Raw genomic sequence first — 17,304 nt, forward strand, 5'->3', positions numbered from 1 at the left:
AAGCGATAATGGGCGGATGGACATCCGTTTTACCAAGATGCAAGGCGCCGGCAATGATTTTGTCGTGCTCGACGAGACCGCTGGCCCGCTGGGTTTGCGTGCCGACCAGTACCGCTTTCTGGCCGACCGCCATTTTGGCGTGGGTGCCGACCAGATCCTGACGGTGCGGCCCTCGCCCGCCCCTGGGATCGATTTCGAATACCTGATCCATAACGCCGATGGCGGCGAGGTGGAGCAATGCGGCAATGGCGCGCGCTGTTTTGCCCGTTTTGTGTATGACAAGGGCCTGACCGACAAGCGCGCCATCCGGGTCCAGACCCAAAAAGGCGTGATCGCCCCCGAGCTGATGGCCGATGGCCGGGTCACCGTGAACATGGGCCAGCCCCGCCTGGTGCCCGAAGACGTCCCCTTCAACACCAGCGGCCTCACGCCGGTGGCCCAGCACCACACGCAGAAATGGCCGCTGGCGCTGCAGGTGCCGGTCGATCCAACTACCGTGTTCATCGTGCCCGTGTCCATGGGCAACCCGCATGCGGTGATGCTGGTCGATGATGTGGATACCGCGCCGGTCGAATCCCAGGGCCCCGTGCTGGAGTCCCACCCCCGCTTTCCCGAGCGCGTGAATGTCGGCTTTTTGCAGGTGCAAACAGCGCAGCAGGTGCGCCTGCGGGTGTTCGAGCGCGGCACCGGCGAGACCCTGGCCTGCGGCACCGGCGCCTGCGCGGCGGTGGTGGCCGGCATCACGCTGGGACTGCTGCAAAGCCCGGTCGATGTGCAGACCCGGGGCGGCCTGCTGACCATTGCCTGGAGCGGCCAGGCCGCCGACCCGGTGATGATGACCGGCCCGGCCACGACCGTGTTCGAAGGTGAGATCAGCATTCCGGACTAGACACAGCGCGGCATACTGCGGTGACCGAACGAGGAGACGGCGAACAGCCGATACGAGAGAGACCGATGAGCGCAAACAACAACCAGGTTCCCCCCATTACCGAAGAAGACATCGCCGAGTTCCTGGTGCAGACACCGGATTTCTTCGAGCGCCAGGCCCAGGTACTGACCGGCGTGCACATGGTCAGCCCCTATGGCAACCGCACCGTCAGCCTGCAGGAGCGGCAGGCCGAGATGCTGCGCGACAAGATCAAGGGCCTGGAGCACCGCATCATGGACATGATGCGCAACGGCAGCCAGAACCACCACACCATCGACCGCATCCACCACTGGACCTGCGATGTGGTCAAGACCCGCAACCCGCTGCAGCTGCCCGAGGTGATTGCCGAGAGCCTGATGCAGCACTTCGAGGTGCCCCAGGTCGCGCTGCGCCTGTGGGATGTGGCCGAAACCTACCTGAACGAGCCCTTTGCCCAGGGCGTGAGCGCCGATGCCCGCAGCTTTGCCAGCTCGCTGTCCACGCCCTACTGCGGCCCCAATGTCGGCGTCGAGCCCGCCGGCTGGCTGCCCGACAGCGCCCAGGTCCAATCGGTGGTGCTGCTGCCGCTGCGCGATGGCGCCATTTTGGGCGACACCCCCGCCTGGGGCCTGCTGGTGCTGGGCTCGCCCGATCCGGCCCGCTTCCAGGCCGACATGGACACCGATCTGCTCGAGCGCATTGGCGAGATCGCCGCCAGCGTGCTCTGCCGCCTGCGCTAGTTCCCATGGACACCGCCGCGCTCAGCGCCCCCATGCTCCAGTACCTGGAGCATGTGCGCGTGCAAAAGCGGCTGGCGCCACGCACCCACACGCTCTACACGCTGGATTTGCAGCGCCTGTCGGCCATGGCCGCCGAGGCCCAGACCGAGGTGCTGCAGCTCGGCCCCCAGCATATCCGCCGCTTTGTTGCGCAGATGCATGCGGCAGGCCGCAGCGGCCGGGGCATTGCGCTGATCCTGAGCGGCTGGCGCGGCTTTTTTACCTGGGCCGGCCGCGAAGGCCTGGTCGAGCGCAACCCAGTGCAGGATGTGCGCGCACCCAAATCCCCCAAGCCACTGCCCAAGGCCTTGTCGGTCGACGATGCGGTGCGCTTTGCCGAAACCAGCCAGGCCCAGGGCGACCCCTGGGTGCAGGCGCGTGACAGCGCGATGGTCGAGCTGCTCTATGGCAGCGGCCTGCGTGTGGGCGAGCTGGTGGGCCTCGATACCGCTGCCAGCGTCCAGGCGCTGGGCTGGATCGATAGGGACGCAGCCGAGGCCCATGTGCTGGGCAAGGGCAGCAAGCGCCGTGTGGTGCCGGTGGGCAAGGCGGCCCTGGCCGCGCTGCAGGCCTGGCTGGCCGTGCGCGACCAGGTGGCGCCCTGTGATGCGGCCTTGTTCATCGGCGTGCGCGGCGCCCGCCTGTCGGCCGCCAGCGTCTGGCAGCGCCTGCGCGAGCGCAGCCTGGTCGCCGGCATGACCACCCCCGTGCATCCACACATGCTGCGCCATTCCTTTGCCAGCCATGTGCTGCAGTCCAGCCAGGATTTGCGCGCCGTGCAGGAGCTGCTGGGCCATGCCAGCATCACCACCACCCAGGTCTATACCCGGCTGGATTTTCAGCACCTGGCCCAGGTCTACGACCAGGCCCATCCGCGCGCGCGCAAAAAGGACTGAGTCCGCCGCGTTCAAAAAGACAAAACGGCCACCGATCTACATCGGTGGCCGTTTTATCCATTATCAAAGTGTGAAGTCTGCCGATAAGCCGGATTCTGTGCACCTGGGTTGCCCCAGGCGTGACCGCCATTACTCTGGGCCGGGTGTCGCCACCACGGCTCGACGCTACCTACCCGCCAACTCTGCGGAACCACATCAACGCTGGCCTACTTGGTATTGCTGCGCGTAGAGATTGCCCGTTTCACCCCGGGTGGTTTACCTTGCGGTACGCCCCCCGGACTCGTCTCTGTTGCTCTGATCCTCACCTCACGGTGGGCAGCCGTTAGCTGCTACGCTGTCCTGTGCAGTCCGGACGTTCCTCCAGTGCGGCCTTTCGGCACTTGCACCAGCGGCGGTCTGGCAGGCTTCACAGGCGTGATTATTCCACCGAATGGGGCTCGCCCGCGCGAGCCGCGCAAAAACTGCAGGCCGCTGCCGGGGTAAACCGCGTATCGATCCCCTATTCCGCCACCGCGCTGCTGAACTCGCGCCGGAACTGCTCGGGCGGCATGCCTGCTGCACGCTGGAACATCGCGATAAAGGCCGAGGCCGTGCTGTAGCCCAGGTCAAAGGCAATCTCCTGCACCGTCCGGCCCTGGCCCAGCGCATCCACCGCGCAAAGGTGGCGCAGGCGCTGGCGCCATTCGGCCAGCCCCATGCCCAGCTCCTGGTGGCAGTGGCGCGCCAGGGTGCGCTCGGTCATATGCACCGAGGCCGCCCACTCGGCCATCGTGCGGCGGCTGCCAGGCTCGGCCTTGAGGGCATCGAGCACGCTCAGCAGTGCGCGGGTCTGGGCCGCCGGCAAAAAACTGTGCTCCGAGGGGACGAGCCGCAGCTGGTCCACCATCACTTCGGCCAGGCGCAGGTCCTCGGGCGCCGCGGGCCGGCGTATGTCGCGCTGGGCCAGATCGGCCAGGATGCTGCGCACGATGGCGCTGATGCGCAGAATGCAGGCCTGCTGGGGCAGGCCCGTGCACAGCGCTGGCTGCACATAAAACGAGCGGTAGACGGCGGCCTGCGGCACATAGCAGTTGTGCTCGACGGCCGGCGGTATCCAGATGCCGTACTGCGGCGGCGCCACCAGCTGCCGCCCCTGGGTGACGATGGTCATCGTGCCATGCGAGGTGTAGTTCAGGTGGCCCAGCCGGTGGCGGTGCGCATCGGCAAAACTGCCGGCGGCAAATTCGTCGTAGCGCACCAAATAGGGTGCGGTCTCCTGGTCAACGTCGTAGATCTTCAGTGCTTGGCCTGTCGCCATCGTGGCTCCTTGCAGCATCCGGTCAGCGCAACATGTCTGGCTTGGTGCATCAAATGTCTGATTACAGCTATAGGCTTTAAACCTGCCACGGCGATGATAGCAGCCAGACGTTTTTAAGTTCTACTCCCATGCAATACCTGTATCCGCTGCTCGCGGTCTTGATCTGGTCGGGCAACACCGTCGTCAGCAAACAAGCCGCTGGCGCCATCGCCCCCATTGAAATCGGCTTTCTGCGCTGGGTGCTGGCGGTGCTGCTGGTCACCCCCGTGCTGCTGCCGGCGGTCTGGCGCAACCGCGAGGCCATCCGGGGCCATGCCGGCCAGATCCTGGTGCTGGGCGTGCTGGGCATGGTGGTCTACCAAAGCTGCGCCTACTTTGCCGCCGCCTACACGACGGCCACGCACATGGGCATCATCCTGACCCTGTCGCCGCTGGTGGTGCTGGGCATCTGCGTGGGCCTGCTCGGCCAGGTGCTGACGGCGGGCGGCGCCATCGGCTCGGTGCTGGCCTTTGCCGGGGTGGTGCTGGTGATCAGCGAGGGGCATCCGGCATCGCTGCTGGAACAAGGCATCAACCGGGGCGATCTGCTGATGCTGCTGGCCTGCCTGGCCTATGCGGCATACAACATCCTGCTCAAGCGCTGGGCCATGCCGCGCGTGCCCAGCTGGCAGCTGCTGTACCTGCAGATGGTGGTGGCCATGTTCGCGCAGCTGCCGTTCTACCTGGCCTCGCCCAAGGTCGGCCTCAACGCAGACAACTGGTACCTGGTTGCCTATGCCGGCACCATGGCCTCCATCGTCGCCACCTGGATGTGGATGACCGCTGTCGCCAAGCTCGGGCCCAGCCGCTCGATCATGTTCTTCAACCTGACCCCGCTGCTGACGGCGCTGATCGCCTCGGCCTGGGCCAAGGAGCAGCTGCACAGCTACCTGTGGATCGGCGGCGCGATGACCATCTTGGGCGTGCTGCTGGCCGAGCTGTGGAAAACACCACTGCGCCGCGCCAGGGACGCAGCCAGCAGGGCCGCCTGATCGGTCAGCCCATCGACAAAAGGTCGTAGATGATCCTGGCCATCAGCGCCAGCAGGCCAGCGACCGATACCAGCATCAGCCAGGGCGCCCAGACCTTGTCGCGCCAGGAAAAGCCCAGCAGCAGGCTGACGCAGCAGACGCCCAGCAGAACCAGGGTGGTGTTGAAACTCAGCAAACGGCCTCCTTGCACAGCGATAACGTTCAGTGCCCATCTTGGGCCGATGGGCTGCAGGCGGTATTGACGGCTATCAAGGAAAGGCCGGTGGGCGGTTGTCTATAGTCCCATGTCGTTAAGAACATCCTGGGCATATTGATATTCCAGCCGGAATGATCAACTGCGTCACAATGGTTCGGCTATTTCCACCCCCTTGTTCATCCCGATCCGCTGGAGGCTCCATGAAAGTTGAGAATATTCTGCACACCATTGGCAACACGCCGGTGGTCCATATCAACCGCCTGTTTGGCGCGGGCGCCCAGGTCTGGATCAAGTCCGAGCGCAGCAACCCGGGCGGCTCCATCAAGGACCGCATCGCGCTGGCGATGATCGAAGATGCCGAAAAGACCGGCGCGCTCAAGCCTGGCGGCACCATCATCGAGCCCACCAGCGGCAACACCGGTGTGGGCTTGGCGCTGGTCGCCGCCGTCAAGGGCTACAAGCTCATCCTGGTGATGCCCGAGAGCATGTCCATCGAGCGCCGCCGCCTGATGCTGGCCTATGGCGCCAGCTTTGACCTGACGCCCAAGGAAAAGGGCATGAAGGGCGCAATCGCCCGCGCCGAAGAGCTGGCCGCGCAGACCCCGGGTTCGTGGATTCCGCAGCAGTTCGAAAACCCCGCCAACACCGCCGTGCATGAGCGCACCACCGCCCAAGAGTTGCTGGCCGATTTCCCCGATGGCATCGATGTGCTGATCACCGGCGTGGGCACCGGCGGCCACCTCTCCGGCGTCGCCCATGTGCTCAAGGCCAAGTTCCCGCAGCTCAAGGTCTATGCGGTCGAGCCCACCGCCTCGCCCGTTATCTCGGGCGGCCAGCCAGCTCCCCACCCGATCCAGGGCATTGGTGCCGGCTTTATCCCGCGCAACCTGGACACCAGCGTGCTTGACGGCGTGATCCAGGTCGATGCCGAACCCGCCCGTGAATACGCCCGCCGCGCCGCGCGTGAGGAAGGCCTGCTGGTCGGCATCTCGTCGGGCGCCACGCTGGCCGCCATTGCGCAAAAGCTGCCCGAGCTGCCGCCCAACGCCAAGGTGCTGGGCTTTGCCTATGACACCGGCGAGCGCTACCTGTCGGTAGAGGGCTTTCTGCCCGCCTGATCCCCCTCTGCTGGCGGTCTGCAGGCCATGGTGCCTGCGCCAGGCCCCAAGCAAAAGCCGCTCCGAGGAGCGGCTTTTGCTTGGGGCAGCGAGGCTTACTTGGCCACCACCACGCCGGCGTCCGAGGTCTCCTGCGCGATGGCTTGCGCCACCTTGCTCACGCCCGAGCGCTTGCGCCAGGCCGACCAGGTCACGGCAGCGAGCAGGAACAGGCTGATGCAGACAAAGGTCGCGCTGATGGGGCGCTGCATGAAGACCATCATGTCGCCACGGGACAGCAGCAGCGCACGGCGGAAGTTCTCCTCCATCATGGGCCCCAGCACAAAGCCCAGCATGATCGGCGCGACTGAGAAATCCAGCACCATCAGGATGGCGCCAATGATGCCAAAGGCCAGCACCTCCCAGATGTGGAACAGGCTGTTTTGCGTGGTGAACACACCGACAGCAATGAAGAACATCGCCGAGGGGAACAGGTACTTGTAAGGCACGGCCAGCATCTTGACCCAGACACCGATCAGCGGCACGTTCAGAATCATCAGGATCACGTTACCGATCCAGAAGCTGGCGATCAGGCCCCAGAAAATGTCCGGATGCTCGGTGATCAGTTGAGGACCAGGCTGAATGCCCTGGATCAGCAGCGCGCCCAGCAGCAGCGCCATCACGGCGTCACCGGGGATGCCCAGACTCATGGTCGGGATGAAGTCCACCTGGGTCTTCGAGTGCGCGGAGGCCTCGGGGGCTGCCACGCCAGCGATCATGCCGGTACCAAAACGGCTTGGGTCCTTGGCCACCTTTTGCTCCAGCGCATAGGCGATGAAGGTGGTGATGGTCGGGCCCGTGCCGGGCATGGCGCCAAACAGGGTGCCCACGGCCGTGCCGCGCACCATCGGCCAGAAGGCTTCCTTGAGCTCAGCCATCGAGGGACGCATGTCACGGATGCGCATCTTGGTGTTGCTGGTGATCGCCTTCATCTTGTTGACGTTGAGCAGGAAGTCGGCGATACCGAACAAGCCCATCGCCACCGCCACCATCTCCAGCCCATCGCTCAGGTCCGGGATGTCGAAGGCAAAGCGGAAGGTGCCGCTGTTCACGTCGGTGCCGACAATGCCGCAGAGCAGACCAAACAAGGTCATCGCCACGCCCTTGAGCGGCGAGCCACGTGACATGGTCGAGCCCGCGAGCAGGCCCAGCAGCATGATGGAGAACAGCTCGGCCGGGCCAAACTTGAACGCGATCGTGGTCAGCAGTGGCGAGGCAAAGATCATCACGATGATGCCGACCGAGGCCGCAAAGAACGAGCAGATCATCGTGATCCCGAGCGCCGTTCCGCCCTTGCCCTTCTTGGTCATGGGGTAGCCGTCCAGGCAGGTCACGGCATGGGGCGGGTGCGATGGCAGGTTCAGCAAGATGGCGCCAATGGCGCCGCCGTACTGGGAGCCGTAGAAGATACCGGCCAGCATCAGGATGGCTGGCACCGGATGCATGGTGTAGGTCAGTGGCAGCAGAATGGAGATCGCCGACAGCGCGCCCATGCCCGGCAGCACGCCGATCAGGTTGCCCACCAGCACGCCGAAAAACGACCACATCAGGTTATGGCCCTGGAAGGCGATGCCAAAGCCGTACCAAAGGTCTTGCAGTGCTTGTCCCATGGCTTACATCCCCCACCTGACCAGCGGCATCTGCACCTGCAGCGCCCACCAGAAAATCACCACGGCGACAATCATCATCGACATGGCCAGCACAAAGCAGGCCATCACGCTGTTGCTGCGGTCACCCAACGCGCAGATGAAGACGATGGCAAAGGTCGCTGGCAGCAGGCCCAGGTATTCGCCACAGAAGTAAAAGGCAATGGTGCCTAAGATGATGCAAGCGGCGCCCCGGAAATCGGGAATCTCATGCTTGTGTCCCACCAGCGCCGCCTCGTCGCCGGGGCCTTTTTTCTTGGCGTTCAGCGCGATAAGCACGCCCGTCAGCGCCAGCAGAATGCCGACCGCAAACGGAAAGTAGCCAGGCCCCATGTGGGCCAGCGAGCCGATGTTGTAGCTTTGCGCCGCGTAGGCCGCGCTGCCACCGAGCAGGATCATCAGCGCGCCGCCGTAGTAATCCTTGTTGTAGCTCTTGCCGCCGGCGCTCATGGCCGCTCCTTGGCGGGCGCCCGGCGCCCCTGCACACCCGCAAGGGTGGACCTGTATTGACTCATGCTCGTCTCCTTTTCTTACAACTTGCGCGGAAAGTCTAGAAAACGAAGCTGCCAAACAGCTGCCAAATGTCGGATGGCGCCGCAAAATACGTAAATCTACTTAGCGAAAACAGTCCCGCAAAGGACAGTGCGCTCAGGCGGGATCGCGGGCCACGGGCAGGCGCACGAAGGCGCTCAGCCCCCGGCCGGCAACGCCATCGCGGGCCTCGCCATCGTCCAGCAGCAGCTCGCCATGGAAGCGCTGCACATAGGCCCGGGCAATGGCCAGGCCCAGGCCCGATCCGTCCGGCGCCAGTGCGGCATCAGGCTGCAAGCGGCTAAAGCGCGCAAAGGCACGCTCGCGGTCCTCGGGTGCAATACCAGGGCCGTTGTCCTGCACGCGGATCTGCACCCAGGCACCGTCACGCTGCACCGACACATTGATGCGGCCCTGGGCTGGCGTGTAGGCAATCGCGTTGTGCACCAGGTTGGCCAGCAGCTCATAGACGGCGGTGGCGGGGGCCTGCACTGCTGCGGCCATAGCGGCGCCCGGGTCGGCCTCGCCCTCGGCATCGCCCTCAAAATCCTGGCCGCGCACATCGATCCAGCCCAGGTCCTGCTGCTTGTCCAGCGCCAGCGGCAGGTAGGCCAGCACCACCTCGCGCGCCACCGCATTGGCGTCGCAGACCTCGCCCTCCCGCGCCAGCTGGGCGGCAGGCTGGCTGGCATGGGCCAGCGCCAGCAGTTGCTCGGACACGCGGCGGCCGCGCTGCAGCTGCTGGAGCATGCTGCGCAAGCTGGCCTGCACCGCCTCGGGATCGGTCTCGCGCAGCGCATAGGCGGCCTGCGTGCTCAGAATGGCCAGCGGCGTGCGCAGCTGGTGCGAGGCATCGGCCAGAAACTGGCGTTGCTGGGCCAGCGCATCGCGCTGCTGCGCCAGGTGCAGGTTCATCGCGTCGACCAGGGGCCGCACCTCGCCGGGAACGGCCTCGGTGGCCAGCGGCTGCAGGTCATCGCTGCGGCGCTGCTGCACGGCCCGGCGCAAGGCCTGGAGCGGCCGCAGGCCCCAGGCCACACCCAGCCACACCACCAGCACCAGGACCAGCAAGGTGCGGCCATCGCGCAGCAGGCTGTCCCACATCAGGCTGCGCACCGTGCGCTCAATGCCGGCGCTGGTCTGCGCGGTCTGGATCAGCACGCGCCACTCCTGGCCCGTCTGGTCATGCAGCACCCGCAGCAGCGCCAGCACCCGCACCGGCTGGTGCTCCACCTCGGCGGCATAGGACACGCGCGTGCCATCCTCTGCGGCGCGAAAAGGGCGGCTGGGGTCAGCCGGGTCGTGCGCGGGCTCGGGGAACTGCGCGGCGCCCAGCAGCAGGCGCTGCTGCGTGCCATCGGGGGTCTGCAGCTGCACGCGCAAAAACTTGCGCCGGCTGCTCAGCACCTCGAACATCGAGATGATGTGCAGCGGCTCGTCCAGGCTCAGTTGGCCTTCACTGTCCCAGCGCAGGTTGTCCGACAGCGCCTGGGCCGGCTCCAGCAGGCTCTGGTCATAGGCGCGCTCCAACTCGCGTGCCAGGCTGACGCTGTCGCGCCAGCTGTCGAGCACCAGCAGGCCCATCAGCACGGGCACCAGCACCCACAGCAGGCGCAGACGCAAGCCTTTGGAAGAGCGCAGACGCCAGCGCATGGTGGTCAGGAGGAGAGCGTATGGCCCGGGCCCTTGGGCACCAGGGTTTCGAGCATATAGCCCAGGCCGCGCACGGTCACGATGTGCACATCACCGCCAGCCAGCTTGCGCCGCACCCGGTGCAGCACCTGCTCGATGGCATCGGGGCTGACACTGCTGTCCTGCGGGAAGACCTTGGCCGTCAGCTTGGACTTGCCCACCGGCGCGCCGGTGCGCGCCATCAGGGCCTCCAGCGCCGCATGCTCACGCGGGGTCAGCGCCAGCATCTGCTCGGCCAGCCAGAAGGTGCGGTGGTTGCTGTCGTAGCGCAGCGAACCGCATTGCTGCATGGCCTGCACCCGGCCCTGGCTGCGCCGGTGCAACGCCGCCAGGCGCGCCTCCAGCTCGGCCACATCGAAAGGCTTGGTCAGGTAGTCATCGGCCCCCCGGTGCAGACCTTCGACGCGGTCCTGTACCGCCCCTTGCGCGGTCAGCACCAGCACCGGCTCACGCTGGCCCTGGCCGCGCATGGCTGACAGCCAGTCAAAGCCATGCTGGTCGGGCAGCTGCAGATCGAGCACCACCACATCAAAGCGGCCGTCGGGCAGCAAGCGCGTGGCCATCGCCGCATGTGCGGCATGCACCGCTTCGATGTTCGATTGCTTGAGGGCGCGCACCAGCCAGGCGGCCATCTCCAGCTCGTCTTCAATCAGCAATATGCGCATGCTTGCTCGCCAGAATTCAGGGGGCTCGGAAAACCGCGATCATACGCCGCTGGGCAGCGGTATCCAGCGCCCCTTGATCACTACTCCTGGATGGGCGATGGAATGCCGGGCGTGGGCACTGGTGGCGGTTGCAGCGGGGCGGGGTCTTTGACAGGCGGGGCTTCCGGGTGCCGGGGGTCAATATGCATCAAGGGCTCCTTGCAGGTGGTTCTGCGATTGTGCCCAGGCCTGGCAGGGCGCGCTGTCAGCAAACGCCCTGCCGTCACGCCCCAGTCAACGCGCGAGCACTGGCGCCAGCGCCTTGCCGGTATGCGTGCCCGCCTGCACCAGGTCCTCGGGCGTACCGGTGGCCACAATGCGGCCACCAGCATTGCCGCCCTCGGGGCCCAGGTCGATCACCCAGTCGGCCTCGGCAATCACATCCAGGTCATGCTCGATCACCACCACGCTGTGGCCGGCATCGACCAGGCGGTGCAGCACATGGATCAGCTTGTCCACATCGGCCATGTGCAGGCCCACGGTGGGCTCGTCGAGCACATACAAGGTGTGGGGCGCCTTGTTGCCCCGGCGCGTGATGTCATCGCGCACCTTGGTCAGCTCGGTCACCAGCTTGATGCGCTGCGCCTCGCCACCCGACAAGGTGGGCGACGGCTGGCCCAGGGTCAGGTAGCCCAGGCCCACATCCTGCAGCAGCTGCAGCGGATGGGCGATGCTGGGCATGCTGGCAAAGAACAGCACCGCCTCGTCGACCTCCATCTGCAGCACCTCGCCAATGCTTTTGCCGCGCCAGGTGACCGCCAGCGTTTCGGGGCTGAAGCGGGCGCCATGGCAGACCTCGCAAGGCACTTTCACATCGGGCAGAAAGCTCATCTCGATGGTGCGCATGCCCTGGCCCTCGCAGGCCGGGCAGCGGCCTTCGCCGGTGTTGAAGGAGAAACGCCCGGCCGCATAGCCGCGCGCCTTGGCCTCCAGCGTTTCGGCAAACAGCTTGCGGATCGTGTCCCAGAAGCCGATATAGGTCGCCGGGCAGGAGCGCGGCGTCTTGCCAATCGGCGTCTGGTCCACTTCCAGCACCCGGTCGATGCCCTCAAAGCCCTGCAGGCCCTTGCAGCCCAAGAGCGCCGGGGCCTTGCCGGCATCCATGTCGTCACGCCCGGCCTTGGTGGCGCGCTGGCCGACCCAGTCGGCCACATTGGTGAGAAGCACATCACGCGCCAGCGTGGATTTGCCCGAGCCCGACACCCCCGTCACGGCCACCAGGCGCTTGAGCGGTACGCGCACATCCACGTTCTGCAGGTTGTGCAGGTGGGCACCCAGCACGGACAGCCAGTGCAGCGGCGCCATCGCATCGGCGCGGGCCGGCGCGGCCAGCGCGGCATTGGCCTGGGCGCTGTCGGCGGCCAAGGCGGCAGCGGCGTCGGCGGCGATCTGCTTCTTGGTGCGCTTTTTGGCGACGGGCTTGGCGTCTTCGACCGGCGCGGCCACCGCATCGGCCACGCCATGCACCAGGCGGCGCGGCTGGAAGGGGTGGCGCATCGCATGCAGCAGGTAGCGGCCGGTCTGCGAGTCTGCCGCATCCATCACATCCTGCGTCGTACCCTGGACCACCAGGCGGCCGCCGCGCTTGCCGGCGCTGGGGCCGATGTCGATCACATGGTCGGCGCGGCGGATCGTGTCCTCGTCATGCTCCACCACCACCAGCGTATTGCCCTTGGCGCCCAGCTTGTGCAGCGCATTGAGCAGGATATGGTTGTCGCGCGCATGCAGGCCAATCGTGGGCTCGTCGAGCACATAGCAGACGCCTTGCAGATTGCTGCCCAGCTGCGCGGCCAGGCGAATGCGCTGCGCCTCGCCGCCCGACAAGGTGGGCGCGCCCCGGTCCAGCGTCAGATAGCCCAGGCCGACCTCTTCCAGAAAGGCCAGGCGGCTGTGGATCTCGGGCACCAGGTCGCGGGCGATATCGCTTTCGCGGCCCGACAGCACCAGGCCCTCGATCCAGAGCCGCACATCGGTGACCGACAGGCGGGCGATCGACGAGATCGACTGGCCGTGGAACAGCACCGCGCGGGCGGTGGCATTGAGGCGTGTGCCCTGGCAGGTCGGGCAGGTGGTTTCACCCACGTCCTCGGCCTCGGGCTCCTCAAAGCTCTGCTCGCGGCCCCGGTTGTCCTGGCCCATCACCGAGTCGTCATAGACCTTGCGCTGGTCCTTGGTCAGCTTGACGCCGGTGCCCACGCAATCGGGGCACCAGCCATGCTTGCTGTTGTAGGAGAACAAACGCGGGTCCAGCTCGGCATAGCTGGTGGCGCAGACCGGGCAGGCGCGCTTGGTGGAGAACACCTGCAGCTGGCCAATGGCCGCCGTGTCACTGCCCGCCTGCATCGCCGCTTCCAGGGTGCCGATGGCCGAGAGCACATGCAGCACGCCCTTGCCCAGCTCCAGCGCCGTAGCGAGCTTTTCGCGCAGCAGGACCTCGTTCTCGGGCCTGATCTCGATGCTGGCCACCGGCAGCTCGACCGTGTGCTCCTTGAAGCGGTCCAGGCGCGGAAAGCCGGTGGTCGGCAGGAACTGGCCATCGACGCGCAGATGGGTGTAGCCACGCGGCCGCGCCCAGTCCGCCAATTCGGTGTACACGCCCTTGCGGGCGACCACCAACGGGGCCATCAAGCCAATGAGCTGGCCCCGGTACTGCGTCATCAGCTGCGCGGCAATGCTCTCGGGGGTTTGCGGCTGCACCGCTGCACCGTCCTTGGTGCAGTGCTGCACGCCCAGCTTCACGTAGAGCAGGCGCAGAAAATGCCAGACCTCGGTCGTGGTGCCCACCGTGGATTTGCGCCCGCCGCGCGAGAGGCGCTGCTCGATCGCTACCGTGGGCGGGATGCCGTAGACCGCATCCACCTCGGGGCGGCCCGCCGGTTGCACGATGGAGCGCGCATAGGCGTTGAGCGACTCCAGGTAGCGGCGCTGGCCTTCGTTGAACAGGATGTCAAACGCCAGGGTCGATTTGCCCGAGCCCGACACGCCGGTGACGACGTTGAACTTGCCGCGCGGAATGTCCACGCTCAGGTTCTTCAGGTTGTGCTCCTTGGCATTGATGATCTGGATGCTGTTGCCCGGCCCGGGCAGCGCCGCAGCTTGCGCTGCAGGCGCCAGCGCATAGGCCGGCCGCTGCTCGCGCACCTCGTGGGGCTGGCCGTCGCCGCGCTCACCCAGCATGGCCAGCTCGTAATCACGCAGCGCCTGTGCGGTGTAGGAACGGCCGGACTTGCGCACCTCCTCGGGCGTACCCTCTTCCACCACCTTGCCACCGTCTTCGCCAGCATCGGGGCCCAGGTCGATCAACCAGTCGCTGGCACGGATCACATCGAGGTTGTGCTCGATGACGATCAGCGAATGGCCGGCTTCGAGCAGCTTGCGCAGTGCGCGCATCAGCTTGGCAATGTCTTCAAAATGCAGGCCGGTGGTGGGCTCGTCAAACAAGAACAAGGTGCCCTTGCGCGCCAGCGTTTGCTTGGATTTGGAGGCGCTCTTGGCGGCCTCGGCCAGAAAGCCGGCAAGCTTGAGGCGCTGGGCCTCGCCACCCGACAAGGTCGGCACCGGCTGGCCGAGCTTCACATATTCCAGCCCCACATCGACGATGGGCTGCAGCGCACGGATCACCTCGCGGTCCTTGGCGAACAGCGCAGCCGCCTCGCTGACGGTCAGCTCCAGCACATCGGCAACGTTCATCAAGCGGCCATCGCGCTCGATGCGCACTTCCAGAATCTCGGCGCGGTAGCGCTTGCCGTCGCAATCGGGGCAGCGCAGGTAGACGTCGGAGAGGAACTGCATCTCCACATGCTCAAAGCCCGAGCCGCCGCAGGTCGGGCAGCGGCCATCGCCACTGTTGAAGCTGAACTTACCGGCGGTATAGCCGCGCTGCAGCGACAGCGGCGCGGTCGCAAACAGCTCGCGCACCGCATCCCAGGCGCCCACATAGCTGACCGGGTTGGAGCGCGCGGTCTTGCCAATCGGTGACTGGTCGACAAAGACGATGTCGGACAGGTGGTCAGCGCCCAGCAGGCGCTGGTGCGCGCCAGCCAGCTCGGTGGGCTTGCCAAAATGGCGCATCAAGGCGGGGGCCAGCACATCCTGGATCAAGGTGGACTTGCCCGAGCCCGACACGCCGGTGACCACCACCATGCGCTGGAGCGGAAAATCCACCGACACGTTCTGCAGGTTGTGCTCGGTGGCACCTTCCAGAATCAGGCGTGGCGTGCTCTCGGTCACCATGCGCTTGGCACCCATGCCCACCTGCTTGCGGCCGCCCAGATAGGCGCCAGTCAAGGTATCGGCATGGCGCAGTTCAAGAGGGCTGCCATCAAACACAATCTGGCCCCCCTTCTCGCCCGGGCCCGGGCCCATGTCGATCATGCGGTCGGCGGCAAACATCACCGCCGGGTCGTGCTCCACCACCACCAGGGTATTGCCCGCATCGCGCAAGCGCTTCATCGCCACGATGATCCGTTCCATATCACGCGGGTGCAGGCCGATCGAGGGCTCATCCAGCACGAACAAGGTGTTGACCAGCGAGGTGCCCAGCGCCGTGGTCAGGTTGATGCGCTGCACCTCGCCACCACTCAAGGTGCGGCTCTGGCGGTCCAGCGTCAGGTAACCAATGCCGACATCGCAGAGGTAGAGCAGGCGGTTGCTGATTTCTTCATGCAGCAGGCGCAGCGCCTGCGCGTCGCCATCGTTGCTGCGGCGGATATCCATGCTGGCAAAGAACTGGCGCAGCCGCACAATCGGCAGCAGCATCAGGTCGTGCAGGCTCAGGCCTGGCAAGGCTTCGAGCTGCTCGCGGCTCCAGGCCACACCGCGCGGCATGAAGCGCTGGGCCGGCGGCAGGGCCGCATCGGCGTCGGCCTTCGATCCCACGCGCCACAGCAGGCTCTCGGTCTTGAGGCGTGCACCGCCACAGACCGGACAAGGCGTGTAGCTGCGGTACTTGGACAGCAAGACGCGGATATGCATCTTGTAGGACTTGGTTTCCAGGTACTCGAAATAGCGGCGGATGCCATACCACTGGCGGCTCCAGTTGCCGTCCTTGTAGCCCTCTTCGCCATGGATGACCCAGTCCTTCTGCGCCTCGGTCAGCTTGGCCCAGGCGGTGTCGCGGGGAATGCCCTGCGCCTCGGCATGGCGCATCAGATCGTCCTGGATCTCTTTCCAGGCCGGCGTCTGGATCGGCTTGATCACACCGGTGCGCAAGGTCAGCTTGTCGTTGGGGATCACCAGGCCCCAGTCCACGCCAATGACCCGGCCAAAGCCCCGGCAGGCATCGCAGGCGCCCACGGCCGAGTTGAACGAGAACATCGACGGCGTCGGCTCGCGGTAGCGCAGGCCGCTTTCCGGGCAGTGCAAACCGGCAGAGAACTTCCACAGCGCGGGCTCGGCGGTGTTGCCGTCCGCATCGGCCTCTGCGATGGCATACACCGTCATCTGGCCGCTGCCGCGCTTCAGGGCCACCTCGATGGCCTCGATCACGCGCGCCTTCTCGGCCTTGCTGAGGCGAAAGCGATCCGCCACCACATCGAGCAGCTTGACACGCTGGGGCGCTTCTGCCGCAGCCTGCTTGCCGGCCTTGGGCTTTTTCTTGCTGCTGTCCACGGCAGCGGCATGGCGCACCACATCGACCTCGCGCTCGGCCTGCACCTTGGTAAAGCCGCTGGCCGACAGCCACTGCTCGACCTGCTCGGCACTGGTGTTGGCCGGCAGCTCGACCGGAAAGGTGATTACGATGCGCGGGTCATCCGCCTGGCTGCGCTGCAGCAGCTGCTCGTAAATGCTCTCGGGCGTGTCATGCTGCACCGGCAAGGCGGTCTGCTGGTCGAACAGATGGCCGGCGCGCGCCACCAGCAGCTTCAGGTGGTCGTTGAGCTCGGTCATCGTGCCCACCGTCGAGCGCGAGCTGCGCACCGGGTTGGTCTGGTCAATCGCAATCGCGGGCGGCACGCCTTCGACCTTGTCCACGGCCGGCTTGTCCATGCGGTCGAGGAACTGGCGCGCATAGGCGCTGAAGGTTTCAACGTAGCGGCGCTGCCCCTCGGCATACAGGGTGTCGAACACCAGGCTGGACTTACCTGAACCGCTGGGTCCGGTCACCACCGTCAACTCCCCGGTGCGGATATCCAGATCCAGATTCTTGAGGTTGTGCTGACGTGCACCACGGATGCGAATGTTTTCCTGAGACATACCGATGAGCTATCCAGTAATTCGTTGGCGCAGTCCAGCCGCCGGATAAGCAAGCCCCCATGCGCAGTGCCAGGGATGCCCAAACTCGGAAGGCCGACACGACTGCGTGGGGGCAAAATGATCGTGAGCAACCATTCTAGGGAGTTCATTCCTCGGCTGAATCAGCGCGCGGCAAAGCCCTGCAAAACACTGTACATATTTACAGATATTAGCAAATGGCGATGTATCCGGGCCACAGGCTTGGGCGGCATAAAAAAACCCGCCATCTCTCGA

At 65.8% G+C, this 17,304-nt stretch carries 12 protein-coding genes and 1 other RNA gene; 5 read left to right on the plus strand and 8 right to left on the minus strand.

Annotated features, from left to right (window positions below; translation table 11 throughout):
* Positions 1–16 precede the first annotated feature (16 nt).
* From dapF to WH367_RS02810, 3 genes are all read left to right on the plus strand, one after another.
* Entirely contained in the window at positions 17–889 is an 873-nt protein-coding gene (dapF, locus tag WH367_RS02800) for a diaminopimelate epimerase (RefSeq protein ID WP_312990132.1), read from the plus strand.
* A 65-nt stretch (positions 890–954) separates the two neighbouring features.
* Positions 955–1,647, plus strand: coding sequence for a DUF484 family protein (locus WH367_RS02805; RefSeq protein WP_133856986.1), 693 nt, complete (start codon positions 955–957; stop codon positions 1,645–1,647).
* 5 nt (positions 1,648–1,652) lie between these two features.
* Positions 1,653–2,582, plus strand: coding sequence for a tyrosine recombinase XerC (locus WH367_RS02810; RefSeq protein WP_339519678.1), 930 nt, complete (start codon positions 1,653–1,655; stop codon positions 2,580–2,582).
* Positions 2,583–2,650: 68 nt separating this feature from the next.
* Here WH367_RS02810 and rnpB read toward each other — a convergent pair.
* An RNA gene (rnpB, locus tag WH367_RS02815) (RNase P RNA component class A) lies at positions 2,651–2,990 on the minus strand.
* A 91-nt stretch (positions 2,991–3,081) separates the two neighbouring features.
* The gene (locus tag WH367_RS02820) at positions 3,082–3,879 is read right to left on the minus strand and encodes an AraC family transcriptional regulator (RefSeq protein WP_312988758.1); all 798 of its coding nucleotides are present in this window, start codon (positions 3,877–3,879) and stop codon (positions 3,082–3,084) included.
* Between the two features lie 128 nt (positions 3,880–4,007).
* Here WH367_RS02820 and WH367_RS02825 point away from each other — a divergent pair, with 128 nt between their 5' ends.
* The gene (locus WH367_RS02825) at positions 4,008–4,910 is read left to right on the plus strand and encodes a DMT family transporter (protein ID WP_339534082.1); all 903 of its coding nucleotides are present in this window, start codon (positions 4,008–4,010) and stop codon (positions 4,908–4,910) included.
* Between the two features lie 4 nt (positions 4,911–4,914).
* Here the strand turns inward: WH367_RS02825 and WH367_RS02830 are convergent, their stop codons facing one another.
* Entirely contained in the window at positions 4,915–5,085 is a 171-nt protein-coding gene (locus WH367_RS02830; RefSeq protein WP_239644993.1) for a hypothetical protein, read from the minus strand.
* Between the two features lie 221 nt (positions 5,086–5,306).
* Here WH367_RS02830 and cysK point away from each other — a divergent pair, with 221 nt between their 5' ends.
* Positions 5,307–6,224 carry a cysteine synthase A gene (gene cysK, locus WH367_RS02835; RefSeq protein WP_312988756.1) on the plus strand — a complete coding sequence of 306 codons (918 nt, stop codon included), beginning with the start codon at positions 5,307–5,309 and terminating at the stop codon, positions 6,222–6,224.
* A gap of 95 nt (positions 6,225–6,319) precedes the next feature.
* Here the strand turns inward: cysK and WH367_RS02840 are convergent, their stop codons facing one another.
* The 5 genes from WH367_RS02840 to uvrA form a co-directional block, all read right to left on the minus strand.
* On the minus strand, positions 6,320–7,873 hold the full coding sequence (locus WH367_RS02840) for a tripartite tricarboxylate transporter permease (RefSeq protein ID WP_312988755.1): 1,554 nt from the start codon (positions 7,871–7,873) through the stop codon (positions 6,320–6,322).
* A gap of 3 nt (positions 7,874–7,876) precedes the next feature.
* On the minus strand, positions 7,877–8,359 hold the full coding sequence (locus WH367_RS02845; RefSeq protein WP_021027529.1) for a tripartite tricarboxylate transporter TctB family protein: 483 nt from the start codon (positions 8,357–8,359) through the stop codon (positions 7,877–7,879).
* A gap of 198 nt (positions 8,360–8,557) precedes the next feature.
* Positions 8,558–10,093, minus strand: a complete 1,536-nt coding sequence (locus WH367_RS02850) for a sensor histidine kinase (protein ID WP_339534083.1) — start codon at positions 10,091–10,093, stop codon at positions 8,558–8,560.
* 5 nt (positions 10,094–10,098) lie between these two features.
* The gene (locus WH367_RS02855; protein ID WP_339534085.1) at positions 10,099–10,797 is read right to left on the minus strand and encodes a response regulator; all 699 of its coding nucleotides are present in this window, start codon (positions 10,795–10,797) and stop codon (positions 10,099–10,101) included.
* 273 nt (positions 10,798–11,070) lie between these two features.
* A complete protein-coding gene (gene uvrA / locus WH367_RS02860; protein ID WP_339534087.1) occupies positions 11,071–17,031 on the minus strand; it encodes an excinuclease ABC subunit UvrA in 5,961 nt (1,986 codons plus the stop codon).
* Positions 17,032–17,304: the final 273 nt, after the last annotated feature.

It is taken from the genome of Comamonas sp. MYb21 (assembly GCF_037479395.1).
GTDB lineage: Bacteria > Pseudomonadota > Gammaproteobacteria > Burkholderiales > Burkholderiaceae_C > Comamonas.